The following is a 22297-nucleotide window of genomic DNA, read 5'->3' as shown; positions in this document are numbered from 1 at the left end:
ACACGTCAAAGACCGTACCGGCCGGGGCTCAGCGGGTCAGGTCGGCTACCACGTCACGGACCGCGGCGATCAGGCTGCGCTCGTCGGCGAGGTCGATGTCGAACATCTTCCGGCTCGCGGTGGCCACCACGTCCTCGTCGTGCGGGACCGGGCACTGCAGCTGCGGCCGGTAGATGTCGACCACCAGTGATTGCTGCTCGACGCGGAAGGAGAAGCTGCGGCCGTCGCCGACCTCACCGAACCCGCTCGCGAACGCGCCGGTCCAGATCTCCTCGATGAAGAATTCTGAACATGCCAGTTGCCAGTCTTCGGCCACAGTCATGGCCGCGAGATTACACGTAAGCGAACTTATTGTTGCCGGGACATGCTGATCGGCTGTCAGCGCCTTCCTTAGAATCGGGTTCGCCCCCGACCGCGACGAGCCAGAAGAGCTGCCCGTGCTGAAGCACTCCCCCCGCCGGCCCTTGCCGGGCCTGCTGTTCTCGCTGCTGCTGGTGCTCAGCGCATGCTCGTCCAATCCCGTCACCGCGCCGCCGCCGACCATCCCGCCGGCACAACCTGCTGTCTCCCCCGCGGTGTCGGGGCGTCCGGCCGGCACGGTGCGGCCGCTGAGCGCCCCGGCCACCGGCGCGGTGTTCGACGTCGCCACCGGGCTGCTGGTGGTGCTGTGCCCCGGAGCCGACCCGCAGGCGCCCGCCACCGTCAATCTGATCGGCGCACCCGGCCAGCCCGCCCTGGCGCTGCCGGGCCCGGCCACCGCGGTGACCGGTGACGGCGCCGGTGTCGCCTATCTGTCCGGCCGGGGCGGCTACTTCACTGTCGACCTGACCACCCGACGCATCGAACGGGTCGCCGTCGACGATGCCGCCGAGGCCGACTTCACCGCGATCGCGCGGCGCAGCGACGGCACCCTGGTGTTGGGCACCGCCGACGGCGCGGTCCACACCCTGGCCTCCGGCGGCACCCGCACCGCCGAGCGGGCCAAGATCTTCGCCCGAGTCGACGAGCTTGTGACCCAAGGCGACACCGCCGTCGTGCTGGACCGCGGTCAGACGTCGGTGACCACCATCGGCGCCGACGGCAAGCCGCAGTACGCGCTGCGCGCCGGCCAGGGCGCGACGACGCTGGCGGCCGCGGCAGACGGACCGGTACTGGTGGCGGACACCCGCGGCGGCCAGCTGCTGGTCTACGGCGCCGACCCGCTGATCCTGCGGCAGGCCTACCCGGTGCCGCAGGCCCCCTACGGGCTGGCGGGCTCCGGGGGGTTCGCGTGGGTGTCGCAGACCGCGACGAACACCGTGGTCGGTTACGATCTGACCACCGGAATCCCCGTGGAGAAGGTTCGGTACCCGACCGTGCAGCAGCCCGACACCCTGGCCTTCGACGACACGTCGGACACCTTGTATGTGGTGTCGGGTGCCGGAGCCGGGGTGCAGGTTATCGAGCATGCGGCACGGCAACCTTGACCGCGCTGCGCTCGCATCGGCTGCCGCCGGGTTGGGACGGCGAGCTGTCCGATGAATACGAATGGATTCCGCTGCGGCTGCCGCCGGAGATCACCCGCATAGGTGCCTCGACCCGGTTGTCGATCGAGGCCGAGTATCGAGGTTGGGAGTTGACCCGGGTGCGGTTGTACACCGATGGAAGCAGGCGGGTGTTGTTGCGCCGCAAAAAGTCCCAGTTGAACGCGGTCAACGGCAACCGCTGCGTCGACCAGCCAGGGTTGTAGGCGGATGGACTGGTACGGCGTACTGCGCCGCGCGCTTTTCCTGGTGCCCCCGGAACGCATTCACACCATCACGTTCGCCGCGTTGCGCGGCGCCACGGCGCCGTCGCCGGCCCGTCGGGTGCTGCGGCGCCGGCTGGCGCCCCATGACCCGGTGCTGGCCAGCACGGTGTTCGGGGTGCACTTCCCCGGTCCGCTCGGGCTGGCGGCCGGGTTCGACAAGGACGGTGTCGGGCTGAAGGCTTGGGGCGCATTGGGTTTCGGTTATGCCGAGGTGGGCACCGTGACGGCGGCGCCGCAGCCCGGCAATCCTGCGCCGCGGCTGTTCCGGCTGCCCGAGGACCGCGCCCTGCTCAACCGGATGGGGTTCAACAACCACGGGGCCGGCGCGCTGGCCGCCCGGCTGGCCTGGCAGCACGCCGACGTGCCGATCGGGGCCAACATCGGCAAGACCAAGATCACCCCGGCGGAGGAGGCGGTCGCTGACTACCGCGCCAGCGCCCGGCTGCTCGCGCCGCTGGCCGCCTATCTGGTGGTCAACGTCAGCTCGCCGAACACCCCGGGGCTGCGGGATCTGCAGGCGGTCGAAGCGCTGCGGCCCATCCTGGCCGCGGTGCGCGCCGAGACCACCCGGCCGGTACTGGTGAAGATCGCACCGGATTTGGCCGACGACGACCTCGACGCCGTCGCCGACCTCTGCGTGGAGCTGGGGCTGGCCGGCATCGTGGCCACCAACACCACGGTGTCCCGCGACGGCTTGGCCACCCCGGGGGTGGCCGAACTCGGGCCGGGCGGCATCTCCGGCCCACCGGTGGCCCGGCGAGCGCTCGAGGTGCTGCGGCGGCTGTACGCCCGCGTCGGTGACCGGTTGACCCTGATCAGCGTTGGCGGGATCGAGACCGCCGACGACGCCTGGGAGCGGATCACCGCCGGCGCCTCGCTGCTGCAGGGCTACACCGGGTTCATCTACGGCGGCGGCCTGTGGGCCCGCAACATCCACGACGGCCTGGCCCAGCGGTTACGTGACGGCGGGTTCGCGTCGCTTGCCGAGGCCGTGGGGAGCTCGGCCAAGTAACCGCGAGCAGACGCGAAAGCCCCCAAATCGAGGCCGAAATGGGGGCTTTCACGTCTGCTCGGCGGGGATTCGCTACTTCTGTTCGTAGGTGCCGACGATCACCGCACGGGCGATCGCCTGCATGAACAGGTTGAACCCCAGGTAGGCGGGGCTGGCGTCCTCGGCCAGCTCCAGCTTCTCCACCTTCACCGCATGCACCGCGATGTAGTACCGGTGCGGGCCGTGGCCGGCCGGCGGCGCGGCACCCACGTAGCGGCGCATCCCGGCGTCGTTGACCAGGGTGAGCGCATCACCGGGCAGCAGGCTGCCGTCGCCGACACCCTCCGGCAGCTCGGTGCAGGTGGCCGGCAGGTTGGCCACCGCCCAGTGCCAGAACCCGGATGCGGTCGGCGCGTCGGGGTCATAGACGGTGACCGCGAAGCTGCGGGTCTCCTCCGGGAAGCCCGACCAGCTCAGCTGCGGGCTGGCGTCCTGGCCTCCGGCGCCCATGATTCCGCTGACCTGCGCGGTGGCCAGCGGTTGGCCGTCGGTGACCGACGACGAGGTCAGCGTGAACGTCGGCAGCTTGGGCAGCGCGGCGTAGGGATCGGGGGCGGCACTCATGGCGTGGTCCTCTCGTTTTGATCAACAGTGTGTCAGGAAGTGTTCTAGTACCCGGGTACCGAACGTCAGGGCGTCGACCGGAACGCGTTCGTCGACTCCGTGGAACAGCGCGGAGAAGTCGAGATCCGGAGGCAGGCGTAGCGGAGCGAATCCGAAGCACCGAATACCCAATTGCGCGAACGCTTTTGCGTCCGTTCCGCCGGAGAGCATGTAGGGCACGGTCCGGGCGTCGGGGTCGCAGAACAGCAGCGCGGCGTTCATCGCCTCCACCAGGTCGCCGTCGAAGGTGGTCTCGACCGGCGGCAGGTTGGTGACCCATTCCCGGGTCACGGCCGGACCGATCAGTTCGTCGACCTCGGCTTCGAACGCCGCCTGGCGCCCCGGCAGCACCCGGCAGTCCAGCACCGCCTCCGCCGTCGCGGGGATGACGTTGGCCTTGTAGCCGGCTTGCAGCATGGTCGGGGTGGCGGTGTCACGCAGGGTGGCGTTGACGATGCGGGCGATCGGCCCGAGTTTCTCGATCATCCCTTCCAGGTCCGGCGAGTCGACGTCGATGGCGTGGCCGGTCTCCTCGCTGACCGCGGCCAAGAACTGCTCGACGGCCTCGGTGAGCACCAGCGGGAACCGGTGTCGGCCCAGCCGCGCCACCGCCTCGGCCACGGCGGTGACGGCGTTGTCGTCGTTGACCATCGAGCCGTGCCCGGCGCGTCCGTGGGCCCGCAGCCGCATCCAGCACAGCCCCTTCTCGGCGGTCTCGATCAGATACAGCCGGCGCTCCCCGCCGTCGCGGCGCGGCACGGTCAGCGAGAAACCGCCGACCTCACCGATCGCTTCGGTGACGCCGGCGAACAGGTCCGGCCGGTTCTCGACCAGCCAGTGCGCGCCGTATTTGCCGCCGGCCTCCTCGTCGGCGAGGAAGGCGAAGACCAGATCCCGCGGCGGGGTGATGCCGGCGCGGGCCAACTTCCTGGCCACCGCGATCATCATCCCGACCATGTCTTTCATGTCGACCGCGCCGCGGCCCCACACGTAGCCGTCGGTGATCGCACCGGAGAACGGGTGCACACTCCACTCGCTGGCCTCGGCGGGCACCACGTCGAGGTGGCCGTGGATCAGCAGCGCGCCGCGGCTCGGGTCGCTGCCCGCCAGGCGGGTGAAGACGTTGCCCCGGCCCGGCGCGCCGGACTCGACGTACTCGGTCTGGTAACCGGCCTCCTGGAGCTGCGCGGCCACCCACCGGGCGCACTCGGCTTCGCCCTTGGTGGTGTCCGGCTCACCGGTGTTGGTGGTGTCAAAGCGGATGAGCGCACTGACGAGATCCACTACTTCGTCGGCAGGATCAGGGCAAACCGTCACAGTTACCTTTCCTACCACTTCGCCACATCGGCCTTGATCTGACGCCGTGTGGGCTGGGTTGGGTCCGGGCAGCGGCATCCGTTAGCCTTAGCTGCCCGGCCCGAACCGGGTTGGTCCGAGTGGCGGAATGGCAGACGCGCTAGCTTGAGGTGCTAGTGCCCTATTAATGGGCGTGGGGGTTCAAGTCCCCCCTCGGACACAATCGCGATTGAGTCGCGTCAGCGGTGACGGGTGTTTGGGTTGCGGTTTTCCTAGACCAGCCCGCGAGACTGCAATCATGCAGGGAAAACTTAACTTTTTCCTGCGTGTACGCAATCTCGGCGCGGGCTACGCTCCGCGCCGGAGCCTGGGCCGCCGGGCGTCGTAGGCTCGATGGGGAGATGACTCAACCAGGCGCCTGGACCCATACGGCGGCTCGCACGTTCCGCGACCGCCACGACGCCGGCCGGTTTCTGGCCGAACAGCTGGTCGATTTCCGCCGCGCCGATAATCTGCTGGTACTGGGTCTGCCCCGCGGCGGCGTGCCGGTCGGATGGGAGGTCGCCGCCGCCTTGCAGGCGCCGCTGGATGTGTTCCTGGTCCGCAAACTCGGTGTGCCGCGGTGGCCGGAACTGGCGATGGGCGCGTTGGCCAGCGGCGGGCTGGTGGTGCTGAACGATCACGTGGTCGCCGACCTCGGTATCAGCAGCGAGGCGCTGCAGACGGTGGTCGACCGCGAGTCGGCCGAGTTGCAGCGGCGGGAACGCGCCTACCGCGGTAATCGGCCGGCCGCCGATCTGCACGGCCGGGTGGTGATCCTGGTCGACGACGGGATCGCGACCGGCGCGAGTGTGCTCGCAGCGGTCCGAGCGGTCCAGGCGGCCGAACCGGCCAGGACCGTCGTCGCAGTACCGGTCGGCCCACTCTCGGCGTGCCGCAAGATCTCCCAGGAGGCCGACGAGGTCGTATGCGCGACGATGCCCGCCGCGTTCGACGCGGTCGGACAGAGCTACATCGACTTTCGTCAGGTCACCGACGACGAAGTCCGCGACCTGCTGGCCACGCCGACCACCGTGGCCGGTTAGTTAGTCGGCCGGATGCGGCACGGGCTCGTCGGTGTTGTCCTCGACCGCCACGCCGTCGTAGTCCTCGATGGCGTCGGGGTCAACGGTTTCCGCCACCTCGGTCGTGCCGTCGTCGATGTCGTTGTCGGCGTCGATGAAGGCCTCGGAGTCGTCGGGGACTTCGGCCGCGTCCGGGACCTCTTCCGGCGCGGCCGCCGGGCTGTTTTGGCGCCGTTCCCGCAGCGCGTCCACGATCAGTAACAGCACGCCCAGCAAGCTCGCCCCGATACACACCCATGCCACCAGCGCATTACTGGTGACCACGGCGAATACCAACGCAGCAAGTCCTATTGCCGCCAATACCAGTGCGATGATCAGCATCGACTCACCTCCCACCCGACGAGCAGACTACTCGGTTCCGCCGTGCCGGTTCGGTTCCGCCGGTCAGTTGGTGCCGCGGTTGAAATGGTTGAACCCGCCGCCGTCGCTGGTCGCACTGGTGTCGACCGGTGCCGCCGAGCCGCGTTGACCCAACTCCTCGAGCTGGGATTCCAGGTAGGTCTTGAGCCGGGTGCGGTATTCGCGCTCGAAGGTGCGCAGCTGCTCGAGGCGGCCTTCCAGCACGGTGCGCTGCTGGTTGATCGTGCCCATGATCTCGGAGTGCTTGCGTTCGGCGTCGGCCTGCAGTGCATCGGCCTTCTCCTGGGCCTGGCGCAGCTGGGTCTCCGAGCGCGTCTGCGCGTCGGCCAGCATGGCGTCGGCCCGCTGGCGGGCGTCGGCGACCGTCGTCTCCGCGGTCTGCCGGGCCTCGCTGACGATCTGGTCGGCGTTGGCGCGGGCGTCGGCCATCAGCTTCTCGGACTCGGCCCGGGCGGTGCCGGTGAGCCGGTCGGCGGTGTCCTGGGCCAGGCTCAGCACCCGCGCCGCCTTGAGGGCCTGGTCTTCGGAGCTCGACTCCGGTGCGGCCGGCTGCGGCGGAGGCGGCGCCGCCGGCTCGGGGGACGGCTCGTAGACCGGGATCGCGGTGGTGGCCTGCGCACCTCCACCGGCGCGGGCCGCAGCCAGATCCTGGTCGAGCTCGCTGACCCGCTGGCGCAGGTCGGCGTTCTCCTCGATGAGCCGCGTCAGCTCGGTCTCCACCAGGTCGAGGAAGGCGTCGACCTCGTCCTCGTTGTAGCCGCGCTTCCCGATCGGCGGTTTGCTGAACGCGACGTTGTGTACGTCTGCCGGTGTTAGTGGCATCGTCTGCCCCCTTGGTCAGGTAGGTAGCACCGATCGGGCAAGGTTAGGTCGACCGGGAATACGCTAGCCGTGTTGTAACTGCCGCCCATCCTGTCACATCAGACGCTGTGCTCGGCAATGAGAATGATATTAAGAGTGAATTTCAAATTGCTGCCACAGAAATCACGTTCCGGCAAATATCGCTGGTGGGGCTCATCACTGTCCTGCCGGTGAGCCGCGCCGCGAGCACGAGTCGCCCCGCGGGGTACCGGCCCGAGCGCCGTGGTCGTATTATTCACAACACCCACCCGTAAATATTGACGGCAGGTCGCCGTAAGGCCGGCGCAGGCGATGACCGATCGGAAGGACACCCGAGGATGACAATCAATGACGTGGTCGTGGCGACCAGCGCGGCGGATTCGGCGGCGGTCGACGAGGTGCGGTCGCGCTACGCCGAGCTGCTCGGGCACCAGGCCGCACTCGGGGCAGCGGTGTTCGCCGCGGTCGGCACGGCCGGCCCCGGCTTCGACGACGCCCACCGCGCGGTCCAGGCCTTCATCGAGCACGGGGTGCGCCCGCAACTGCGGGCCGCGGTGGAGCTGATCTACCCGGCTTCGGCCGGTGTCGAACGATCGCGGCTACTGGTCGAGGGCCTGCTCGGCGAGACCCAGCTCATCGAGCAGGCAGCGGCGCGCATCGCCCGCGACGCCGACCGGGTGCAGATCGCCGCGCACGTCGAGGCACTACGCGTGCTGCTGGAGGCGCTGCTGGGCAAGGTCGCCGACCTGCTGCTGCCCGCGCTCGCCGAGGCCAGTGGGGTCTCCCTGGCCGATCTGGCCGCCCAGTTGCCGGCGGTCCCGTCCGAGCCGGCCCAGCCCGGCCCGGCCGGCGGCGGCCACGGACACGGCCACGGCCACGGCGGGTGCGGCTGCGGCGAAGAGGACGAGGAGATGCCCGAGCTCGACGTGCGCGAGATCCCGCACGCGATCCGGCACGCGACGGTGTTCGGGGCTTTCGACGCGGTCCCGGTCGGCGGCTCGATGCTGCTGGTGGCGCCGCACGACCCGATTCCGCTGCTGCACCAGCTCGCCGAGCGCAGCGGCGGCCGAATCGCGGTCGCTTACGAGGAGCGCGGCCCGGAGGCCTGGCGGCTGCGGCTCACCCGGGTCTGAGGCCCGGCCAGGGCTGTCAGGCGGCGTCTTTCAAGCGGCGTGCTGCAGCGCCAGTTCCATCCCGACGAACGCGATCAGCAGCAGCACCATGATCGACAGGTCGATGCGCACCGCGCCGATGGTCAATTGCGGGATCAGGCGCCGCAGCAGCTTCACCGGCGGATCGGTGATGCTCATGATCAGCTCCAGGATCACCACGGTGGCGCCGCGCGGGTGCCAGTCCCGGCTGAACGAGCGGATGAACTCGATGACGATCCGGGCGATCAACAGCAACCAGAAAACGAACAGCGCGATACCGAGAATCGTGAAGAACAGCGCCAACGGAATGCGACCTTACTGACGAGGGTGTGCCCGCATCAGCATCGCGCTGACCGGCCCGACTGTCGTCCCAGCCTACCGATAGGCGTAGAAGCCGGTTTCGGCGATCCGACGGCGCTCTTCGGGCGACACGTCGACGTCGGCCGGCGACAGCAGGAACACCTTCGTCGCGACCTTGTCGAACGAGCCGCGCAGCGCGAAGGCGAGACCCGCCGCGAAGTCGACCAGCCGCTTGGCGTCGGCGTTGTCCATCGACACCAGGTCCATGATCACCGGGGTGCCGTCGCGGAACCGCTCGCCGATGGTGCGGGCCTCGCTGTAGTCCTTGGGGCGCAGCGTGGTGATCTTCGACAGCGGGCTGCTCTCGTCGAACATCATCGCCATCCGGCGCGGGTCCATCGCCAGCGCACCGCGGGTCGAACCGCGCAGCGATGCGAAACGCGAGCGTTCGAAGTCGCGGGGCCGGTCGAAATCGCGGCCCCGGTACCGCGGCTCGTCCTCGTAGCCGCCCCGGTACCCGCCCGGCGCCTCGTCGTAGTCGCGGTCGTCGAACCGATCGTCGTAGCGGCCCTCGGAACGGCCCGCGACGCGGTCGAAGACGTCCGCCCGGGGTGAGTAGTCGCGCGACGAGGCGCGGTCATCGCCGTCGTCGTAGTAGTCGTCGTCGTAGTCCTCCATTGGAGCCATCCCGAAGTAGGCCTTGACCTTGTGGAGTGTGCTCATCCTTGGACCCTTCTCTGATGACTGTGATGAAGGTGTGACTGAAGTGACTAATAACGGTGACGGTAACGGCCGAGAACGCCTTGGCGCGGCAACGACACGCGGACAGGCGCAACCCGTTTCATTCCAGCCACACCAGCGAGGCGAGTCGGCCGGTGCGTCCGTCGCGGCGGTGGCTGAACAGGTTCGCATCCGCCGCCGTGCAGCGCGGGTCGACATCGATCGCTTCGACGCCCAATTCCTGTAATTGCCGGGCGATTCCAGCGCGCAGGTCCAGTCCGGGCGTGCCGGCCGAGGTGCGTGTGCGACTGCCCGGCAGGGCCGCCTCGACCTCGTCGGCCATTGCGGCGGGGACCTCGTAGTGCGGCCCGCTGACCGCCGGGCCCAGCAGCACGGAGATGTCGCCGGCCTGCGCACCGGCCGCGAGCATGCCCTCCAATGCCCGAGCCACCACGCCGTGCTGCGCGCCGACCCGGCCGGCGTGCACCGCGGCGACCACTCCCGCGCGCGCATCGGCCATCAGCACCGGGACGCAGTCGGCGGTCACCACCACCATCGCCAGCCGGGGCACGGTGGTGATCAGCGCGTCGGTCGCCTCCAGGGCGGCGTCGCGGGGGCCGTCGACGAACTCCACGTGATCGCCGTGCACCTGGTTCATCCACACCAGGCGATCGGGACCCAGGCCGGTGGCCTTTGCCAACCGGGATCGGTTGGCCGCCACCGCATTCGGGTCGTCGCCGACGTGATCGCCCAGGTTGAAGCTGTCGAATGGAGCCTTCGACACCCCACCGGCCCGGGTGGTCGTCACCCGCCGGACGCGAAAGCTCACGAGGCCCGCGGGCTAGTGGCGCATGAACGGCGGGACGTCGACGTCGTCATCGTCGCAGCCGTCGTCACCGTTGCGGCCGCCGCCGACGCTGACCGTCGCACCGTTGGTGGGGGCGGGCACGCTCACCGCGTCGACCGGGTCGAACAGCGACGAGGTGACCTTGCCGGCCTGCCCGGGGGCCACCGCGTGCCGGGCCTGACCGGGCGCGCTGGTCACCGGCTTGCGGCCGGAGCCGGCCGAGTCGAAGCCGGCCGCGATCACCGTGACGCGGACCTCGTCGCCGAGCGAGTCGTCGATCACGGTGCCGAAGATGATGTTGGCCTCGGGGTGAGCGGCGTCCTGCACCAGCGAGGCCGCCTCGTTGATCTCGAACAACCCCAGGTCGCTGCCGCCGGCGACCGACATCAGCACGCCCTGGGCGCCCTCCATCGAAGCCTCCAGCAGCGGCGAGTTGATCGCGACCTCGGCGGCCTTGAGCGCCCGGCCGTCGCCGCGCGCCGACCCGATACCCATCAACGCGGTGCCCGCACCGCTCATGATGCCCTTGACGTCGGCGAAGTCGACGTTGATCAGCCCCGGGGTGGTGATCAGGTCGGTGATGCCCTGGACACCGTTGAGCAGCACCTCGTCGGCGCTGCGGAAGGCGTCCATCAGCGAGACCTGGGCGTCGCCCATCTGCAGCAACCGGTCGTTGGGGATCACGATCAGGGTGTCGCAGCTCTCCCGCAGCGTGGTGATGCCGTTCTCGGCCTGGGTGCCGCGCCGCTTGCCCTCGAAGGAGAACGGCCGGGTGACGACGCCGACGGTCAGTGCCCCCAGCTTGCGCGCGATGCTGGCCACCACCGGGGCGCCGCCGGTGCCGGTGCCGCCGCCCTCGCCGGCGGTGACGAACACCATGTCGGCGCCGCGTAGCAGCTCCTCGATCTCGTCCTTGGCGTCTTCGGCGGCCCGGCGGCCCACTTCGGGGTCGGCGCCAGCACCGAGGCCGCGGGTGGAGTCCCGGCCGACGTCGAGTTTGACGTCGGCGTCGCTCATCAACAATGCCTGGGCGTCGGTGTTGATCGCGATGAACTCAACGCCCTTGAGGCCCTGCTCGATCATCCGGTTGACGGCGTTGACGCCGCCACCACCGATACCCACGACTTTGATGACGGCCAGATAGTTGTGCGGTGGGGTCATCGTTCGTCTTCCTCCCTGGTGGGATTGGATTCCTCTTGGGCCTATCTGCGGAACTCCCGGAGCTGCCGTGGTGTTACTGACCCTGGCCAAACCCTCAACCTCAACCACAGGCTTAGAGTTATGTCAAGTTGTTCCGTGCAACCGCCACAGTAGGGCCGTCGCGCCCGTCAACAGCGCAGACGCGCCGAGACACGCCGGGCGAATTTTCCTGTCAGACGGGAGGTTCCCCGTCGCGATCCGCGCCGCGCGTCAGCGCACGGTCGGCAGGTCCGGACTCGACACGTCGTAGGTGTGCCCGGGCTGGGTGAGCAACGCCGCGAGTTTCTGGGCCTTCTCCGCAGTGCGATCGGTGCTGCCCCAGACCACCACCCTGCCGTCGGTCAAGGTCAGGGTGATCGAGGCGACCGACGGGGCGGCCACCCGGCTGACCTGCCCGGCGACCTCCGGGGCCAGCGCGGTCATCACCTGCAGCGCGGCCCGGCTGGCCGGGTCCGTCGGCCCGGGGTTGTCGACGTCGAAGATCGGCAGCATCGCCGTTGGCGCCGCCGTCGCGAAGTCGACCCCGTCCCGGTCGAACAGGTGCGGGCCGTCCGGAAAGTCCTTGTACACCACCGCGACCCGCTCGATCACCGAGATGCCCAGCGCCGACGGGTACTGCCGCTGCACCCGGGCGCTGGCCACCCGCCGGATCGTGGCGACCCGCTCGGCGACACCGCCGGTGTCGACCTGCAGCAGCGGAGTGCCCAACTGCACCTTGGCGACGTCGAGCACCTCTTCGCGGGTCACCGCCGCGATGCCGGTCACCTCGATGTCGCGCACCGACATCACCGGCGTGAAGTACAGCACCAGCCCGAGCCCGACGACGACAACCACCGTGAGAAAGGTGGCCAACGCCATCTTCAGGCCCCGCACCGTGCCGCGCGGAACACCTTTCGCCGGCTCGGCGGAGCCGGTGCGCAGCCGCCGCTTGGCTTCCCGGCGGGCCTGTTCGATCGCCTCGGCGCGGGCCTGCGCCTCGCGCCGCTCGGCCCGTTCCCGCCGCGCCCGCCGCCGCGGACCCTCGACTTCGGCCGGCTCCTCGGATTGCTCACCGGGTTCTTCGGTGACGTCGGTGCCTTCGGGGTCTTCGGGGTCTTCGGCGACAGTGATGTCTTCGGTGTTCTCGCCCGCGCCGACCCCCACCGGGTCATCCGCTGGCACATCCGGGGTTTCAGGTGGCTCGCTCACAGCACGCCTGGGCGGCCGGGAAAGGTCCGGGCGGCCCGCGCCCGCAGCGCGGTCACGATCTCCGGGCCCAGCAGGGTCACATCGCCGGCGCCCATGGTGACGATCACGTCACCGGGACCGGCGGCCGCGGCCACCGCTTCGGGCACCGCGGCGAAATCCGGTAGATAATGCACCGGCACGCTCACGTGCTCGGCGACGCTGGCCCCGCTCACGCCGGGCAACGGCTGCTCGCGCGCACCGTAGACGTCGAGCACGAAAACCTCGTCGGCGCCGTCCAGCGAGTGACCGAACTCAGCGGCGAAAGCCTTTGTCCGCGAATACAAATGCGGCTGGAACACCACCAGGCTACGGCCCATCCCGCGTTCGGACAGCAGGGCGCGCACGGCGGTCAGGGTCGCGGCGATCTCGGTGGGATGGTGCGCATAGTCGTCGAAGACCTGCACCGAATCGCCGTTGCCGGCCGAGCCCACCAGCTCAAACCTGCGCCGTACCCCGTCGAACCCGGCCAGGCCGTCGAGCACCGCATCCAGCGGCGCGCCGACCTCGATCGCGGCCAGCAGCGCCCCCAACGCGTTGAGGGCCATGTGCCGCCCGGGCACCGCCAGCCGCATCGCCGCGCGGTGGGTCGTTCCGGCCAGCGCGATCTCGGCGACCGCGCCGGTGCCCTGCTGCTCCCAGCTCAGCAGCGACCCGGCCAGCTCTGGTCGCCCGGGGGCCTCGGTGCCGTAGCGCAGTACTCGGATGCCCTGGGCCGCAGTGCGATCAGCCAACTCAGCGGCTCCGGGATCGTCCACGCACACCACCACGGCCCCACCCGGGGTGATACGCTCCACGAACGAGTCGAACACCTGGGTGTAGGCCTCGGCACTGCCGAAGAAGTCGAGGTGATCGGCTTCGATGTTGGTCACCACCGCGACGTTGGGGGTGTACTCCAGCAGCGAGCCGTCGCTCTCGTCGGCCTCGGCGACGAACAGCGGTCCGCTGCCGTGGTGGGCGTTGGTGCCCGCTTCGGCACCGGCAGAACCCAATTCGCCCCCGACCGCGAACGACGGGTCCAGTCCGCAGTGCTGCAACGCGACCACCAGCATCGAGGTGGTGGTGGTCTTGCCGTGGGTGCCGGTGATCATCAGCGTGGTGCGCCCGGCCATCAGCTTGGCCAGCACCGCGGGCCGCAGCACCACCGGGATGCCGCGGCGGCGGGCCTCGACGAGTTCGGGGTTGGTCTTGGGGATCGCCGCGTGGGTAGTGACCACCGTGGTGACACCGCCCGGCAACAGATCCAGGGCCGACGCGTCGTGACCGATCCGGACCTGCGCGCCGCGGGCCCGCAGCGCATGCGTACCGCGGGACTCCTTGGCATCCGATCCCGACACCAGGCCGCCGCGGTCCAGCAGGATGCGGGCGATACCGGACATGCCCGCTCCCCCGATACCGACCATGTGCACCCGGCTCAGCTCCGGCGGCAGTTGTTCGGCGCTCATGCCGGGCTCCCCGACCGCCCGGCAACCGCGACCTCCAGCGCGACGGAAGCCACCCGCCGCGCCGCCTCGGGGTGCCCGGCCAGGGCGGCCGCGCTCGTCATCGCCGCCAGCCGCGCCTCGTCGACGAGCAGCCCGGCGACCGTGCCGGCAACGAATTCCGGGGTCAGCGCGGCGTCGTCGACCAGCACCCCACCGCCGGCGTCCACCACCGGCAGCGCGTTGAGCCGCTGCTCTCCGTTGCCGATCGGCAGCGGCACATACACCGCCGGCAACCCGACCGCTGAGACCTCGGCGACCGTCATCGCCCCGGACCGGCAGATCGCCAGGTCGGCGGCCGCGTACGCCAGGTCCATCCGGTCCAGATAGGGCACCGCGACATAGGGCGGATCGCCCGGGCCGGGCTCCGGCAGGTCCAGGGTGTTTTTCGGCCCGTGTGCATGCAGCACCGAAACCCCGGCCGCGGCAAGGTGTTTGGCTGCTGCGGCCACGGCCTGGTTGATCGATCGGGCGCCCTGGGAGCCGCCGAACACCAGCAGCACCCGGGCGTCGTCGGCGAAGCCGAAGTGGGCGCGGGCCGCCGAGCGCAGCGCCGCCAGGTCCAGCGTGGTGATCGCTGCCCGTACCGGCACCCCGACCACCTCCGGCCGCGCCAGCCCGCAATCGGCGACGGCCGAGAGCACCCGCTGTGCGCCGCGGGCCCCGACCCGGTTGGCCAGTCCGGCGCGCGCGTTGGCTTCGTGGATGACCACCGGGACCCGGCCCCGGGCAGCCAGGTACGCCGGCAGCGCCACATAACCGCCGAATCCGATCACCACGTCGGCCTGCACGGCGCGCAGCACCGCCCGGGTCTCCCGGACCGCCCGCAGCACCCGCAGCGGCAACCGGGCCAGATCGGCGTTGATCTTGCGGGGTAACGGCACCGGGGTGATCAGCTCCAGGTCGTAACCGCGCGCGGGCACCAGTCTGTTCTCCAGGCCGCGGGCGGTGCCCAGGGCGGTGATCCGGACGCGCGCATCCAGTGCGCTCAGCGCGTCGGCGACGGCCATCGCGGGCTCGACGTGGCCGGCGGTACCCCCGCCGGCCAGGACCACCGAAATCGGCGCACCGCGGTCCGGCTTGCTGACCGAGTCGTTCACGCCCCTAATGCTGACCTTCCAATGCGCGTGCGCGCCCGCCGGTCGGACGCCGCTCGGCCGACGCCGCCCGGCGGCGTTGGCCGCCTCCATTTTGCCCTGCGCGGCCCCTACCCCGACTCGCCGCCCGGTTGGGCGTCTGCGTGGACCGCCCGGTGGCACGTCGGGGTCCGGCCGGTTGCGGCCGGGACCGCAGCCGGTCGCGCAGCGCCTCGATCCGGGTCGGGGTGTAGGGCTCCGGCAGCGGCAGCCGCAGGATCCGGTTCATCCGGTCGTCGGCGCCGGCGCGCAGTGCGGCAACGGCCTCCGGTTCGTGCCGGGCCGCGTTGGCCATGATGCCGATCATGAACAACGTTGTGGCGGTGGATGTCCCACCAGCGGAGATCAGCGGCAGCTGGATGCCGGTGACCGGCAGCAGACCGATCACATAGCCGACGTTGATGAACGACTGGCCGATCACCCACATCGTGGTGGTGGCGGTCAGCAGCCGCAGGAAAGGGTCGGCGGAGCGCCTGGCGATGCGCATGCCGGTGTAGGCGAACAACCCGAACAGTGCCAGCAGCCCGAACCCGCCGATGAAGCCGAGCTCCTCGCCGATGATGGCGAAGATGAAGTCGTTGTGCGCGTTGGGCAGATAGTTCCACTTGGCGGTGCCCTGGCCCAGTCCGTCGCCGAAGATCCCGCCGTTGGCCAGCGCGAACTTCGCCTGCCGGGCCTGGTAGCCGGCGCCTTGCAGGTCGGCGTCAGGGTCCAGCCAGGACCGCACCCGGTCGGAACGGTAGCCCTCAGTCACCGCCATGATCGCGGCGGCGACGACGATGGCGGCCAACGAGGTGGTGAAGACCCGCAACGGCAGGCCGGCGTACCACAGCAGCGCCAGCAGGATGATGCCCAGCGAGACCGTCTGGCCCAGGTCGGGTTGGATGACGATCAGCACCAGGGCGACCCCCGCCGCAGGCACCAGCGGGACCAGCATCTCGCTCAGCGTCGCGCGCTCCATGCGCCGGGCCGCCAACAAGTGTGCACCCCAGATGGCGAAGGCGATCTTGGCAAGCTCCGAGGGCTGCATCGAGAAGCCGTAGATGACGAACCAGCCCCGCGAACCGTTGGACAGCGTGCCGATACCGGGGATCAGCACCAGCACCAGCAGCACGATGGTGAAGGCGTAGCCGGCAAAAGCCGTGCGGCGCATGAACCGTACCGGCATCCGCAGCGCCACATAACAGCCGAACAGCCCGATCACCGTCCACAGCACCTGCTTGCCGAAGATTCGCCACGCCGAACCGTCGACACCGTAGGACTCCACTCCCGATGCGGACAGCACCATGATCAACCCGAGCGTGGTCAGCAGGGCGGCGATGGCGACGATCAGATGAAACGAGGTCATGGGCCGGCCCAGCCAGGCGCCGAAGCGGGTGCGTGGCTCGGTCTTGGCCGGCTTTTCGGCAGTCGACTCCGCGGTGGCGTCCGCGCCGTCGGCTGCGGCATCGCGCCGCCGCAGCCGGGCCAGCAGGCCGATCACACCGACCCTGCCGCGGAGCGCGCGGCGGCCGCGAACGCATCGCCCCGGGCGGCGTAGCCGGAGAACTGGTCGAAGGATGCCCCCGCCGGGGCCAGCAGCACCGTGTCGCCGGGCCGGGCCAGACTGCGGGCGGCGCTCACCACCGCCGTCATTACCCGGGCACTCAGCGACTCATCAGACCCATCAGCTACTTGCGCAACACGAGTAACTGGAGACACGGCAGTATCACCCATATCAATATCCTCGCCTGTCACAACGTGGACGACGGGGACATCCGGTGCGTGTCGTGATAACGCGTTGGCAACCTCGCCGCGATCGCGGCCGATCAGCACCGCCCCGGCCAGGTGGCCGGCGATCCTGGCGACGGTCGCGTCGACCGAGGCGCCCTTGAGCAGTCCGCCGGCCACCCAGACCACCCGCGGATAGGCCAGCACCGACGCCTCGGCCGCGTGCGGGTTGGTGGCCTTGGAGTCGTCGACGTAGCTGATGCCGTCGGCGACGACGACCAGTTCGGCGCGGTGCCGGCCGACCTGGAACGCGGCCAGCGCCTCGGCGATCGCCGTCGCCGGCACCTCCACGCTGCGGGCCAATGCGGCCGCGGCCAGCGCGTCCAGCGTTCCGACCGGCCCAGGCACCGGTATCGACGCCACCGGCGCAAGGACCAGATCACCGGCGCCGGCTGAGACAAAGGCCCGATCGACCAACATGCCGTCGACGACCCCGAGTTCGCCGGCTTTCGGCTCACCGAGCCGAAAGCCCGCCTTGACCGCGGCGGGGGCCGAACCCAACAGCGCGGCCGCGCGGGCGTCGTCCATGCCGACCACCGCGACCCGGCCGGCGAGCGCGCGGGCCTTGTCGGCGGTGTAGGCGGCCATGCTGCCGTGCCAGTCCAAGTGGTCTTCGGCGATGTTGAGCACCACACCGGCCTCCGGGCGCAGCGACGGCGCCCAGTGCAACTGGAAACTGGACAGTTCGACGGCCAGCAGTTCGGATTCATGCGGCGGTCCCAGCTTCGGCTCTCCTCCGTCGAGCCTCGCTGAACCGCCGGCCGGCTCCCCCAGCACGTCCAGCACGGGACTGCCGATGTTGCCACACAACTGGGCGCGCCGGCCCGCCGCGCACAGCATGGCGTGCAGCATCGACGTCGTGGTGGTCTTGCCGTTGGTGCCGGTGACCACCAGCCAGCGCCGCGGTGGCCCGTAGTGGCCGGCCGCGTCCAGACGCCACGCCAATTCGACGTCGCCCCAGATCGGTACGCCGGCGCCGGCCGCCGCGGCCAGCACCGGGGTACTCGGGCCAAACCCGGGGCTGGTGACCACCAGGGTGTAGTCGGCGATGCGCGCCGCGGCCTGATTCGGGCTGGCCGTGGTGACTTCGGTGTACCGGCGCAGGGCGGCCGGGTCGTCGTCGCAGAGCGTGACCTCCAGTCCCAGCGGCGCCAGCGCGCCCAGCACCGCCCGGCCGGTCACCCCGGCGCCGGCGACGAGCACCCGCGCGCCGGGCTCCAGCTCGGTCAGCACCTCAACCGCCGACCGCGGTGAACCACTCGCCGTAGAACATGGAGACGCCCAGCCCGCAGGCGATGGCCGTCAGCAGCCAGAATCGGATGATCACGGTGGTCTCGGCCCAGCCGGCCAACTCGAAGTGGTGATGGAACGGGGCCATCCGGAACACCCGGCGCCCGGTGCTGCGGAACGCCAGGATCTGCACCACGACCGAGGTGATCTCGGCGACGAAGAGCCCGCCGAGCACCACCGCGAGGATCTCGGTGCGGGTGGTGATCGACAGGCCGGCGATCACCCCGCCCAGCGCCAGCGACCCGGTGTCGCCCATGAAGATCTTGGCCGGTGCGGCGTTCCACCACAGGAATCCGATGCAGGCGCCCGCGGTCGCGGCGGCGATCAAGGCCAGGTCCAGCGGATCGCGGACGTTGTAGCAGCCCAGTCCGGGCGCGCTGGCGCAGGCATTGCGGTGCTGCATCACGGTGATCAGCACGTAGGCGGCGCTGACCATCGCCATGGACCCGGCGGCCAGTCCGTCCAGACCGTCGGTGAAGTTGACCGCGTTGGACCAGGCGCTGACGATCACGATGACGAACAGCACGAACACCACCGCAGGCAGTGTGACCGTGGCGATCTCACGCACATAGGACAGCTGCTGGGAGCCCGGGGTCAGCCCGGCCTCGTTGCGGAACCCGAGCACCAGCAGACCGAACAGCGTCGCCGCGGTCACCTGCCCGACGGTCTTGGCGGTCTTGTTCAGGCCCAGGTTGCGCGCCCGCCGGATCTTGATCAGGTCGTCGATGAAGCCGACCGCGCCCAGCGCGGTGGCCAGCCCCAGTACCAGCAGACCGGACGCGGTGGGCCCGGTGCCGTAGAAGACCAGTCCGGCCAGCTGAGCGGTCAGATAGCCCGCCCAGATCCCGGCCACGATCGCCACACCGCCCATCGACGGCGTACCGCGTTTGCTGTGATGGCTGGCCGGGCCGTCTTCGCGGATCTCCTGACCGAACCCCTGCTTGGTGAACAGCCGGATCAGCACCGGGGTCAACAGGATCGCGACCAGCAGGGCGACGCCCGCGGCGACCAGGATCATGATCATCGGCGATCTCCCGCGTCGTCGCTGATCAGAGCGTCGGCCAGCACGGTCAGCCCGGCGGAGTTCGAGGCCTTGACCAACACCACGTCGCCGGGGCGCAGTTCGGCGCGCAACAGGGCGTGGGCGGCGTCGACGTCGGGTACCGCGGTGGCCTCGGCACCCCAGGATCCCTCCATGACCGCGCCGTGATGCATCGCGCCCATCGATCTCCCTACTCCGACGACAACAAGACGAGACACATCTAAGCGCACCGCGAGCCGTCCGATGCGGTCATGCTCGGATATCGCGTCCTCGCCCAGCTCAGCCATCTCCCCGAGCACCGCCCAGCTGCGTCTCGGGGACGCGGGGTCCTCCCCGCGGGCGATCCAGGCCAGCGCCTGCAGCGCCGCCCGCATGGAGTCGGGGTTGGCGTTGTAAGCGTCGTCGATCACCGTCACCCCGTCGGCGCGGGTGCTGACCTGCATCCGGTGTTGTGAGATGGCTCCGACGCCGGCCAGCGCATCGGCCACCTGTTGGGGCGTGGCGCCGCATTCCAGCGCGACCGCGGCGGCGCACAGCGCGTTGGAGACGTGGTGGTCCCCGGACACCCCGAGCCGTACCTCGGATGCGCCCGCGCCTGCGTGCAGGGTGAAGCGGGGGCGGGCCAGCTCGTCGAGCGCCACCGGCCCGGCCCACACATCGGCGGGGGCCGCGCGGCTGATCCGCACCACCCGTGCCGCGGTCTTGTCGGCCATCGCGGCCACCGCCGAATCGTCGACGTTGAGGATCACCACGCCGGACTCCGGAACCGCTTGCGCTAGTTCGGCTTTGGTTTCGGCGATCGCCTCGCGGGAGCCGAACTCGCCCAGGTGCGCGGTCCCGACGTTGAGCACCACTGCCACCCGCGGCGGAGCGATGGCGGCCAGCGCCGCGATGTTGCCGCGATGCCGTGCCGAGAGTTCCAGCACCAGGAAGTCGGTGTTCTCATCGGCCCGCAGCACCGTCCAGGGGTGGCCCAGCTCGTTGTTGAACGACCCCGGCGGCGCCACCACCTGCCCCAGCGGAGCCAGCACGGCGGCCAGCAGGTCCTTGGTGGAGGTCTTGCCCGACGATCCGGTGACGCCGACGATCGTCAGTCCGCGGGCCACCAGGGTCGCGGCCACCGCGGCGGCCAGCTGCGCCAGCGCGGCCAGTACCGCGGCGCCGGACCCGGCGGCATCGTCGTACTCCAGGGCGCCGGATCGGCTGTCGGAGGCGGCGGGATCGACCACGATGGCCGGCACTCCGACCGGGCGGGCCGCGAGCACCGCCACCGCACCGGCTGCCACCGCCGCGGCCGCGTGGTCGTGGCCATCGGCGCGCGCACCGGGCAGCGCCAGAAACAACGAGCCCGCGGTGATCTTCCGCGAGTCGAACTCCACGGTCCCGGTGACGCTGGTACGTGCGGCCTGCTCCGGTGAGATATCACTGAGCCGGCCGCCGACGATCTCGGCAATCGCGGCGATACTCAGCGCGATCATCCGCGGCTCTCCAGGGCGGCGGCCAGCTCGACGCGGTCATCGAAGGGCTGCGTGACCCCGCCGGCGGTCTGCCCGGTTTCGTGGCCTTTGCCGGCCACGAGCACCACGTCGCCCGGCCGCGCCCAGCGCACCACGTGCTCGATCGCGGTCCGGCGGTCCCCGATCTCGACCACGTCCGCGGTTCCCTCGGCGGCCCCGGCCAGGATGGCCCGCCGGATGTCGGCCGGGTCTTCGCCGCGCGGATTGTCGTCGGTGACGACGACCAGGTCGGCCTCCTGGGCGGCGATCCGGCCCATCGGGCCGCGCTTGCCGTGGTCGCGGTCGCCGCCGGCGCCGAACACCACGGCCAGCCGCCCGGTCGTCTCGCGCAGATCGGAGCGCAGGGTCGCCAGCGCCGCCGCCAGCGCGCCCGGCTTGTGCGCGTAGTCGACCAGCGCCAGGAAGCCCTGGCCACGGTCGATCGGCTCCATCCGGCCGGGCACCCGCGCGTCGCGCAGGCCCGGCGCCGCCTGCTCCGGTGACACCCCGACGGCGTCGAGAACGGCCAGCGCCACAAGACAGTTGGCGATGTTGTAGTCGCCGGGCAGCCCGATGCCGACCGGATGGCGCACCCCGGCGGGATCGACCGCCGTGAACTGCCTGCCGACCGGCCCGGCGCTGGGCTGCTCGACGCCCCAGTCCGCCGGGCGTCCGGTCGCGCTGACCGTGACCGGCGCCGTGGCGCGCGCCGACATCGCCTCACCGGCCTCGTCGTCCACACAGACCACCGACCGGGCGGCGTGCAGGGGTGACGCCGGATCGAACAGCCGCGCCTTGGCTTCGAAGTAGTCCGCCATGCTCGGGTGGAAGTCCAGGTGGTCGCGGGACAAGTTCGTGAACGCGCCCAGCGCAAAGCGGGTGCCGTCGACCCGGCCCAGCGTCAGCGCGTGGCTGGACACCTCCATCACCACGGTGTCCACCCCGCGCTCGGCCATCACCGCCAGCAGCGCCTGCAGGGCCGGGGCCTCCGGGGTGGTCAGCGCGCTGGGCAGGTCGACGCCGTCGATGCGGACGCCGACGGTGCCGATCAGCCCGGCAGTGCGGCCGGCAGCACGCAGCCCGGCCTCGACCAGATAGGCGGTGGTGGTCTTGCCGGACGTGCCGGTGATCCCGATGACCGTCAGCCGCTCGCAGGGATGCCGGTAGACCTCTGCCGCCAGCTCGCCGAGCACCGCGCGCGGGGCCGGATGAACCAGCACCGGGATACCGGTTGCGCCGTCGGCGATTTCGGCGGCCCCCGCGCCGTCGGAGAGCACCGCGACCGCGCCGCGAGCAACCGCCTCGGCCACGAACCGCGCACCGTGGGTCGTGGCGCCGGGCAGCGCCGCGAACAGGTCTCCGGGCTCGACGTCCTGGGCGCGCAGCGTCAGCCCGGTGATGGCCAGCTCAGGCACCGCGCCCCCGGTGGCAGCAACCGCTCCGATCTGGGCCGCCAGCGCCTGCAGCGACGTGCCCGCACCGACGTCAGGGCGCAATGCGGCGCACACCGCCATCACCTCCATCCGCTGCGGCCGGTCCTTGAAAGGATCGGACCTGAGACTACCCAGGCGGGCAGG

Annotated in this window: 22 protein-coding genes and 1 tRNA gene; 6 read left to right on the top strand and 17 right to left on the bottom strand. The window is 70.6% G+C overall.

The window, feature by feature from the left end:
- Nucleotides 1-28: 28 nt before the first annotated feature.
- Complete coding sequence (locus AC5Y31_RS05925) at nucleotides 29-322, bottom strand: hypothetical protein (RefSeq protein ID WP_499978807.1); 294 nt, start codon at nucleotides 320-322, stop codon at nucleotides 29-31.
- A 118-nt stretch (nucleotides 323-440) separates the two neighbouring features.
- Here AC5Y31_RS05925 and AC5Y31_RS05920 point away from each other — a divergent pair, with 118 nt between their 5' ends.
- From AC5Y31_RS05920 to AC5Y31_RS05910, 3 genes are read left to right on the top strand one after another with little or no spacing between them, the layout of a single operon-like run.
- On the top strand, nucleotides 441-1466 hold the full coding sequence (locus tag AC5Y31_RS05920; RefSeq protein ID WP_499979009.1) for a YncE family protein: 1026 nt from the start codon (nucleotides 441-443) through the stop codon (nucleotides 1464-1466).
- Complete coding sequence (locus AC5Y31_RS05915) at nucleotides 1463-1729, top strand: DUF5703 family protein (protein WP_064855942.1); 267 nt, start codon at nucleotides 1463-1465, stop codon at nucleotides 1727-1729. The genes AC5Y31_RS05920 and AC5Y31_RS05915 overlap by 4 nt, the downstream gene beginning before the upstream one ends.
- A 4-nt stretch (nucleotides 1730-1733) precedes the next feature.
- Nucleotides 1734-2801, top strand: coding sequence for a quinone-dependent dihydroorotate dehydrogenase (locus AC5Y31_RS05910; RefSeq protein WP_499978803.1), 1068 nt, complete (start codon nucleotides 1734-1736; stop codon nucleotides 2799-2801).
- 72 nt (nucleotides 2802-2873) lie between these two features.
- Here AC5Y31_RS05910 and AC5Y31_RS05905 read toward each other — a convergent pair whose 3' ends face one another.
- Together AC5Y31_RS05905 and AC5Y31_RS05900 are read right to left on the bottom strand one after the other, a co-directional pair.
- Complete coding sequence (locus tag AC5Y31_RS05905) at nucleotides 2874-3404, bottom strand: YbhB/YbcL family Raf kinase inhibitor-like protein (protein WP_065023588.1); 531 nt, start codon at nucleotides 3402-3404, stop codon at nucleotides 2874-2876.
- A gap of 21 nt (nucleotides 3405-3425) precedes the next feature.
- On the bottom strand, nucleotides 3426-4778 hold the full coding sequence (locus tag AC5Y31_RS05900) for a M20/M25/M40 family metallo-hydrolase (RefSeq protein ID WP_207511604.1): 1353 nt from the start codon (nucleotides 4776-4778) through the stop codon (nucleotides 3426-3428).
- Nucleotides 4779-4873: 95 nt separating this feature from the next.
- Between AC5Y31_RS05900 and AC5Y31_RS05895 the strand changes: the two genes are divergently transcribed.
- Nucleotides 4874-4959, top strand: a tRNA-Leu gene (locus AC5Y31_RS05895).
- Between the two features lie 181 nt (nucleotides 4960-5140).
- Nucleotides 5141-5824: a phosphoribosyltransferase gene (locus tag AC5Y31_RS05890; protein ID WP_065023586.1), complete on the top strand. Its 684-nt coding sequence runs from the start codon at nucleotides 5141-5143 to the stop codon at nucleotides 5822-5824.
- Here the strand turns inward: AC5Y31_RS05890 and AC5Y31_RS05885 are convergent, their stop codons facing one another.
- Together AC5Y31_RS05885 and wag31 are read right to left on the bottom strand one after the other, a co-directional pair.
- On the bottom strand, nucleotides 5825-6184 hold the full coding sequence (locus tag AC5Y31_RS05885; protein ID WP_065023627.1) for a hypothetical protein: 360 nt from the start codon (nucleotides 6182-6184) through the stop codon (nucleotides 5825-5827). It abuts the gene before it with no gap.
- Nucleotides 6185-6247: 63 nt separating this feature from the next.
- Complete coding sequence (gene wag31, locus AC5Y31_RS05880) at nucleotides 6248-7045, bottom strand: DivIVA-like cell division protein Wag31 (protein ID WP_065023585.1); 798 nt, start codon at nucleotides 7043-7045, stop codon at nucleotides 6248-6250.
- A gap of 356 nt (nucleotides 7046-7401) precedes the next feature.
- On the opposite strand from wag31, the gene AC5Y31_RS05875 reads away from it, so the two are divergent.
- A complete protein-coding gene (locus tag AC5Y31_RS05875) occupies nucleotides 7402-8196 on the top strand; it encodes a DUF2249 domain-containing protein (protein WP_499978794.1) in 795 nt (264 codons plus the stop codon).
- Nucleotides 8197-8226: 30 nt separating this feature from the next.
- Here AC5Y31_RS05875 and AC5Y31_RS05870 read toward each other — a convergent pair whose 3' ends face one another.
- The 12 genes from AC5Y31_RS05870 to AC5Y31_RS05815 all read right to left on the bottom strand — a co-directional run bounded on the left by AC5Y31_RS05870 (nucleotide 8227) and on the right by AC5Y31_RS05815 (nucleotide 22243).
- Entirely contained in the window at nucleotides 8227-8517 is a 291-nt protein-coding gene (locus AC5Y31_RS05870; protein WP_019735026.1) for a YggT family protein, read from the bottom strand.
- Nucleotides 8518-8589: 72 nt separating this feature from the next.
- Nucleotides 8590-9237 carry a cell division protein SepF gene (locus AC5Y31_RS05865; protein WP_064855949.1) on the bottom strand — a complete coding sequence of 216 codons (648 nt, stop codon included), beginning with the start codon at nucleotides 9235-9237 and terminating at the stop codon, nucleotides 8590-8592.
- Between the two features lie 118 nt (nucleotides 9238-9355).
- Nucleotides 9356-10063 carry a peptidoglycan editing factor PgeF gene (gene pgeF, locus AC5Y31_RS05860; protein WP_499978792.1) on the bottom strand — a complete coding sequence of 236 codons (708 nt, stop codon included), beginning with the start codon at nucleotides 10061-10063 and terminating at the stop codon, nucleotides 9356-9358.
- A 12-nt stretch (nucleotides 10064-10075) separates the two neighbouring features.
- Nucleotides 10076-11242 (bottom strand): cell division protein FtsZ, encoded by a 1167-nt coding sequence (ftsZ, locus tag AC5Y31_RS05855; protein WP_065023582.1) that lies wholly within the window; start codon nucleotides 11240-11242, stop codon nucleotides 10076-10078.
- Between the two features lie 249 nt (nucleotides 11243-11491).
- Nucleotides 11492-12424 carry a cell division protein FtsQ/DivIB gene (locus AC5Y31_RS05850; RefSeq protein ID WP_499979007.1) on the bottom strand — a complete coding sequence of 311 codons (933 nt, stop codon included), beginning with the start codon at nucleotides 12422-12424 and terminating at the stop codon, nucleotides 11492-11494.
- Between the two features lie 41 nt (nucleotides 12425-12465).
- Nucleotides 12466-13950: a UDP-N-acetylmuramate--L-alanine ligase gene (gene murC, locus AC5Y31_RS05845; RefSeq protein WP_499978787.1), complete on the bottom strand. Its 1485-nt coding sequence runs from the start codon at nucleotides 13948-13950 to the stop codon at nucleotides 12466-12468.
- On the bottom strand, nucleotides 13947-14996 hold the full coding sequence (gene murG, locus AC5Y31_RS05840) for an undecaprenyldiphospho-muramoylpentapeptide beta-N-acetylglucosaminyltransferase (protein ID WP_499979006.1): 1050 nt from the start codon (nucleotides 14994-14996) through the stop codon (nucleotides 13947-13949). Before murG ends, murC begins: the two co-directional genes overlap by 4 nt.
- 94 nt (nucleotides 14997-15090) lie before the next feature.
- A complete protein-coding gene (gene ftsW, locus AC5Y31_RS05835) occupies nucleotides 15091-16596 on the bottom strand; it encodes a putative lipid II flippase FtsW (RefSeq protein WP_499979005.1) in 1506 nt (501 codons plus the stop codon).
- Between the two features lie 5 nt (nucleotides 16597-16601).
- Nucleotides 16602-18125, bottom strand: a complete 1524-nt coding sequence (gene murD / locus AC5Y31_RS05830; RefSeq protein ID WP_499978786.1) for a UDP-N-acetylmuramoyl-L-alanine--D-glutamate ligase — start codon at nucleotides 18123-18125, stop codon at nucleotides 16602-16604.
- A 1-nt stretch (nucleotide 18126) separates the two neighbouring features.
- On the bottom strand, nucleotides 18127-19206 hold the full coding sequence (gene mraY / locus AC5Y31_RS05825) for a phospho-N-acetylmuramoyl-pentapeptide-transferase (protein WP_301636954.1): 1080 nt from the start codon (nucleotides 19204-19206) through the stop codon (nucleotides 18127-18129).
- Nucleotides 19203-20702 (bottom strand): UDP-N-acetylmuramoyl-tripeptide--D-alanyl-D-alanine ligase, encoded by a 1500-nt coding sequence (locus AC5Y31_RS05820; RefSeq protein ID WP_301636952.1) that lies wholly within the window; start codon nucleotides 20700-20702, stop codon nucleotides 19203-19205. Before AC5Y31_RS05820 ends, mraY begins: the two co-directional genes overlap by 4 nt.
- Entirely contained in the window at nucleotides 20699-22243 is a 1545-nt protein-coding gene (locus AC5Y31_RS05815; RefSeq protein ID WP_499978784.1) for a UDP-N-acetylmuramoyl-L-alanyl-D-glutamate--2,6-diaminopimelate ligase, read from the bottom strand. The genes AC5Y31_RS05820 and AC5Y31_RS05815 overlap by 4 nt, the downstream gene beginning before the upstream one ends.
- Between the last annotated feature and the right edge of the window lie 54 nt (nucleotides 22244-22297).

It is taken from the genome of Mycobacterium sp. NGS18 (assembly GCF_059813185.1).
This window is presented reverse-complemented; position numbering and strand designations above follow the sequence as displayed.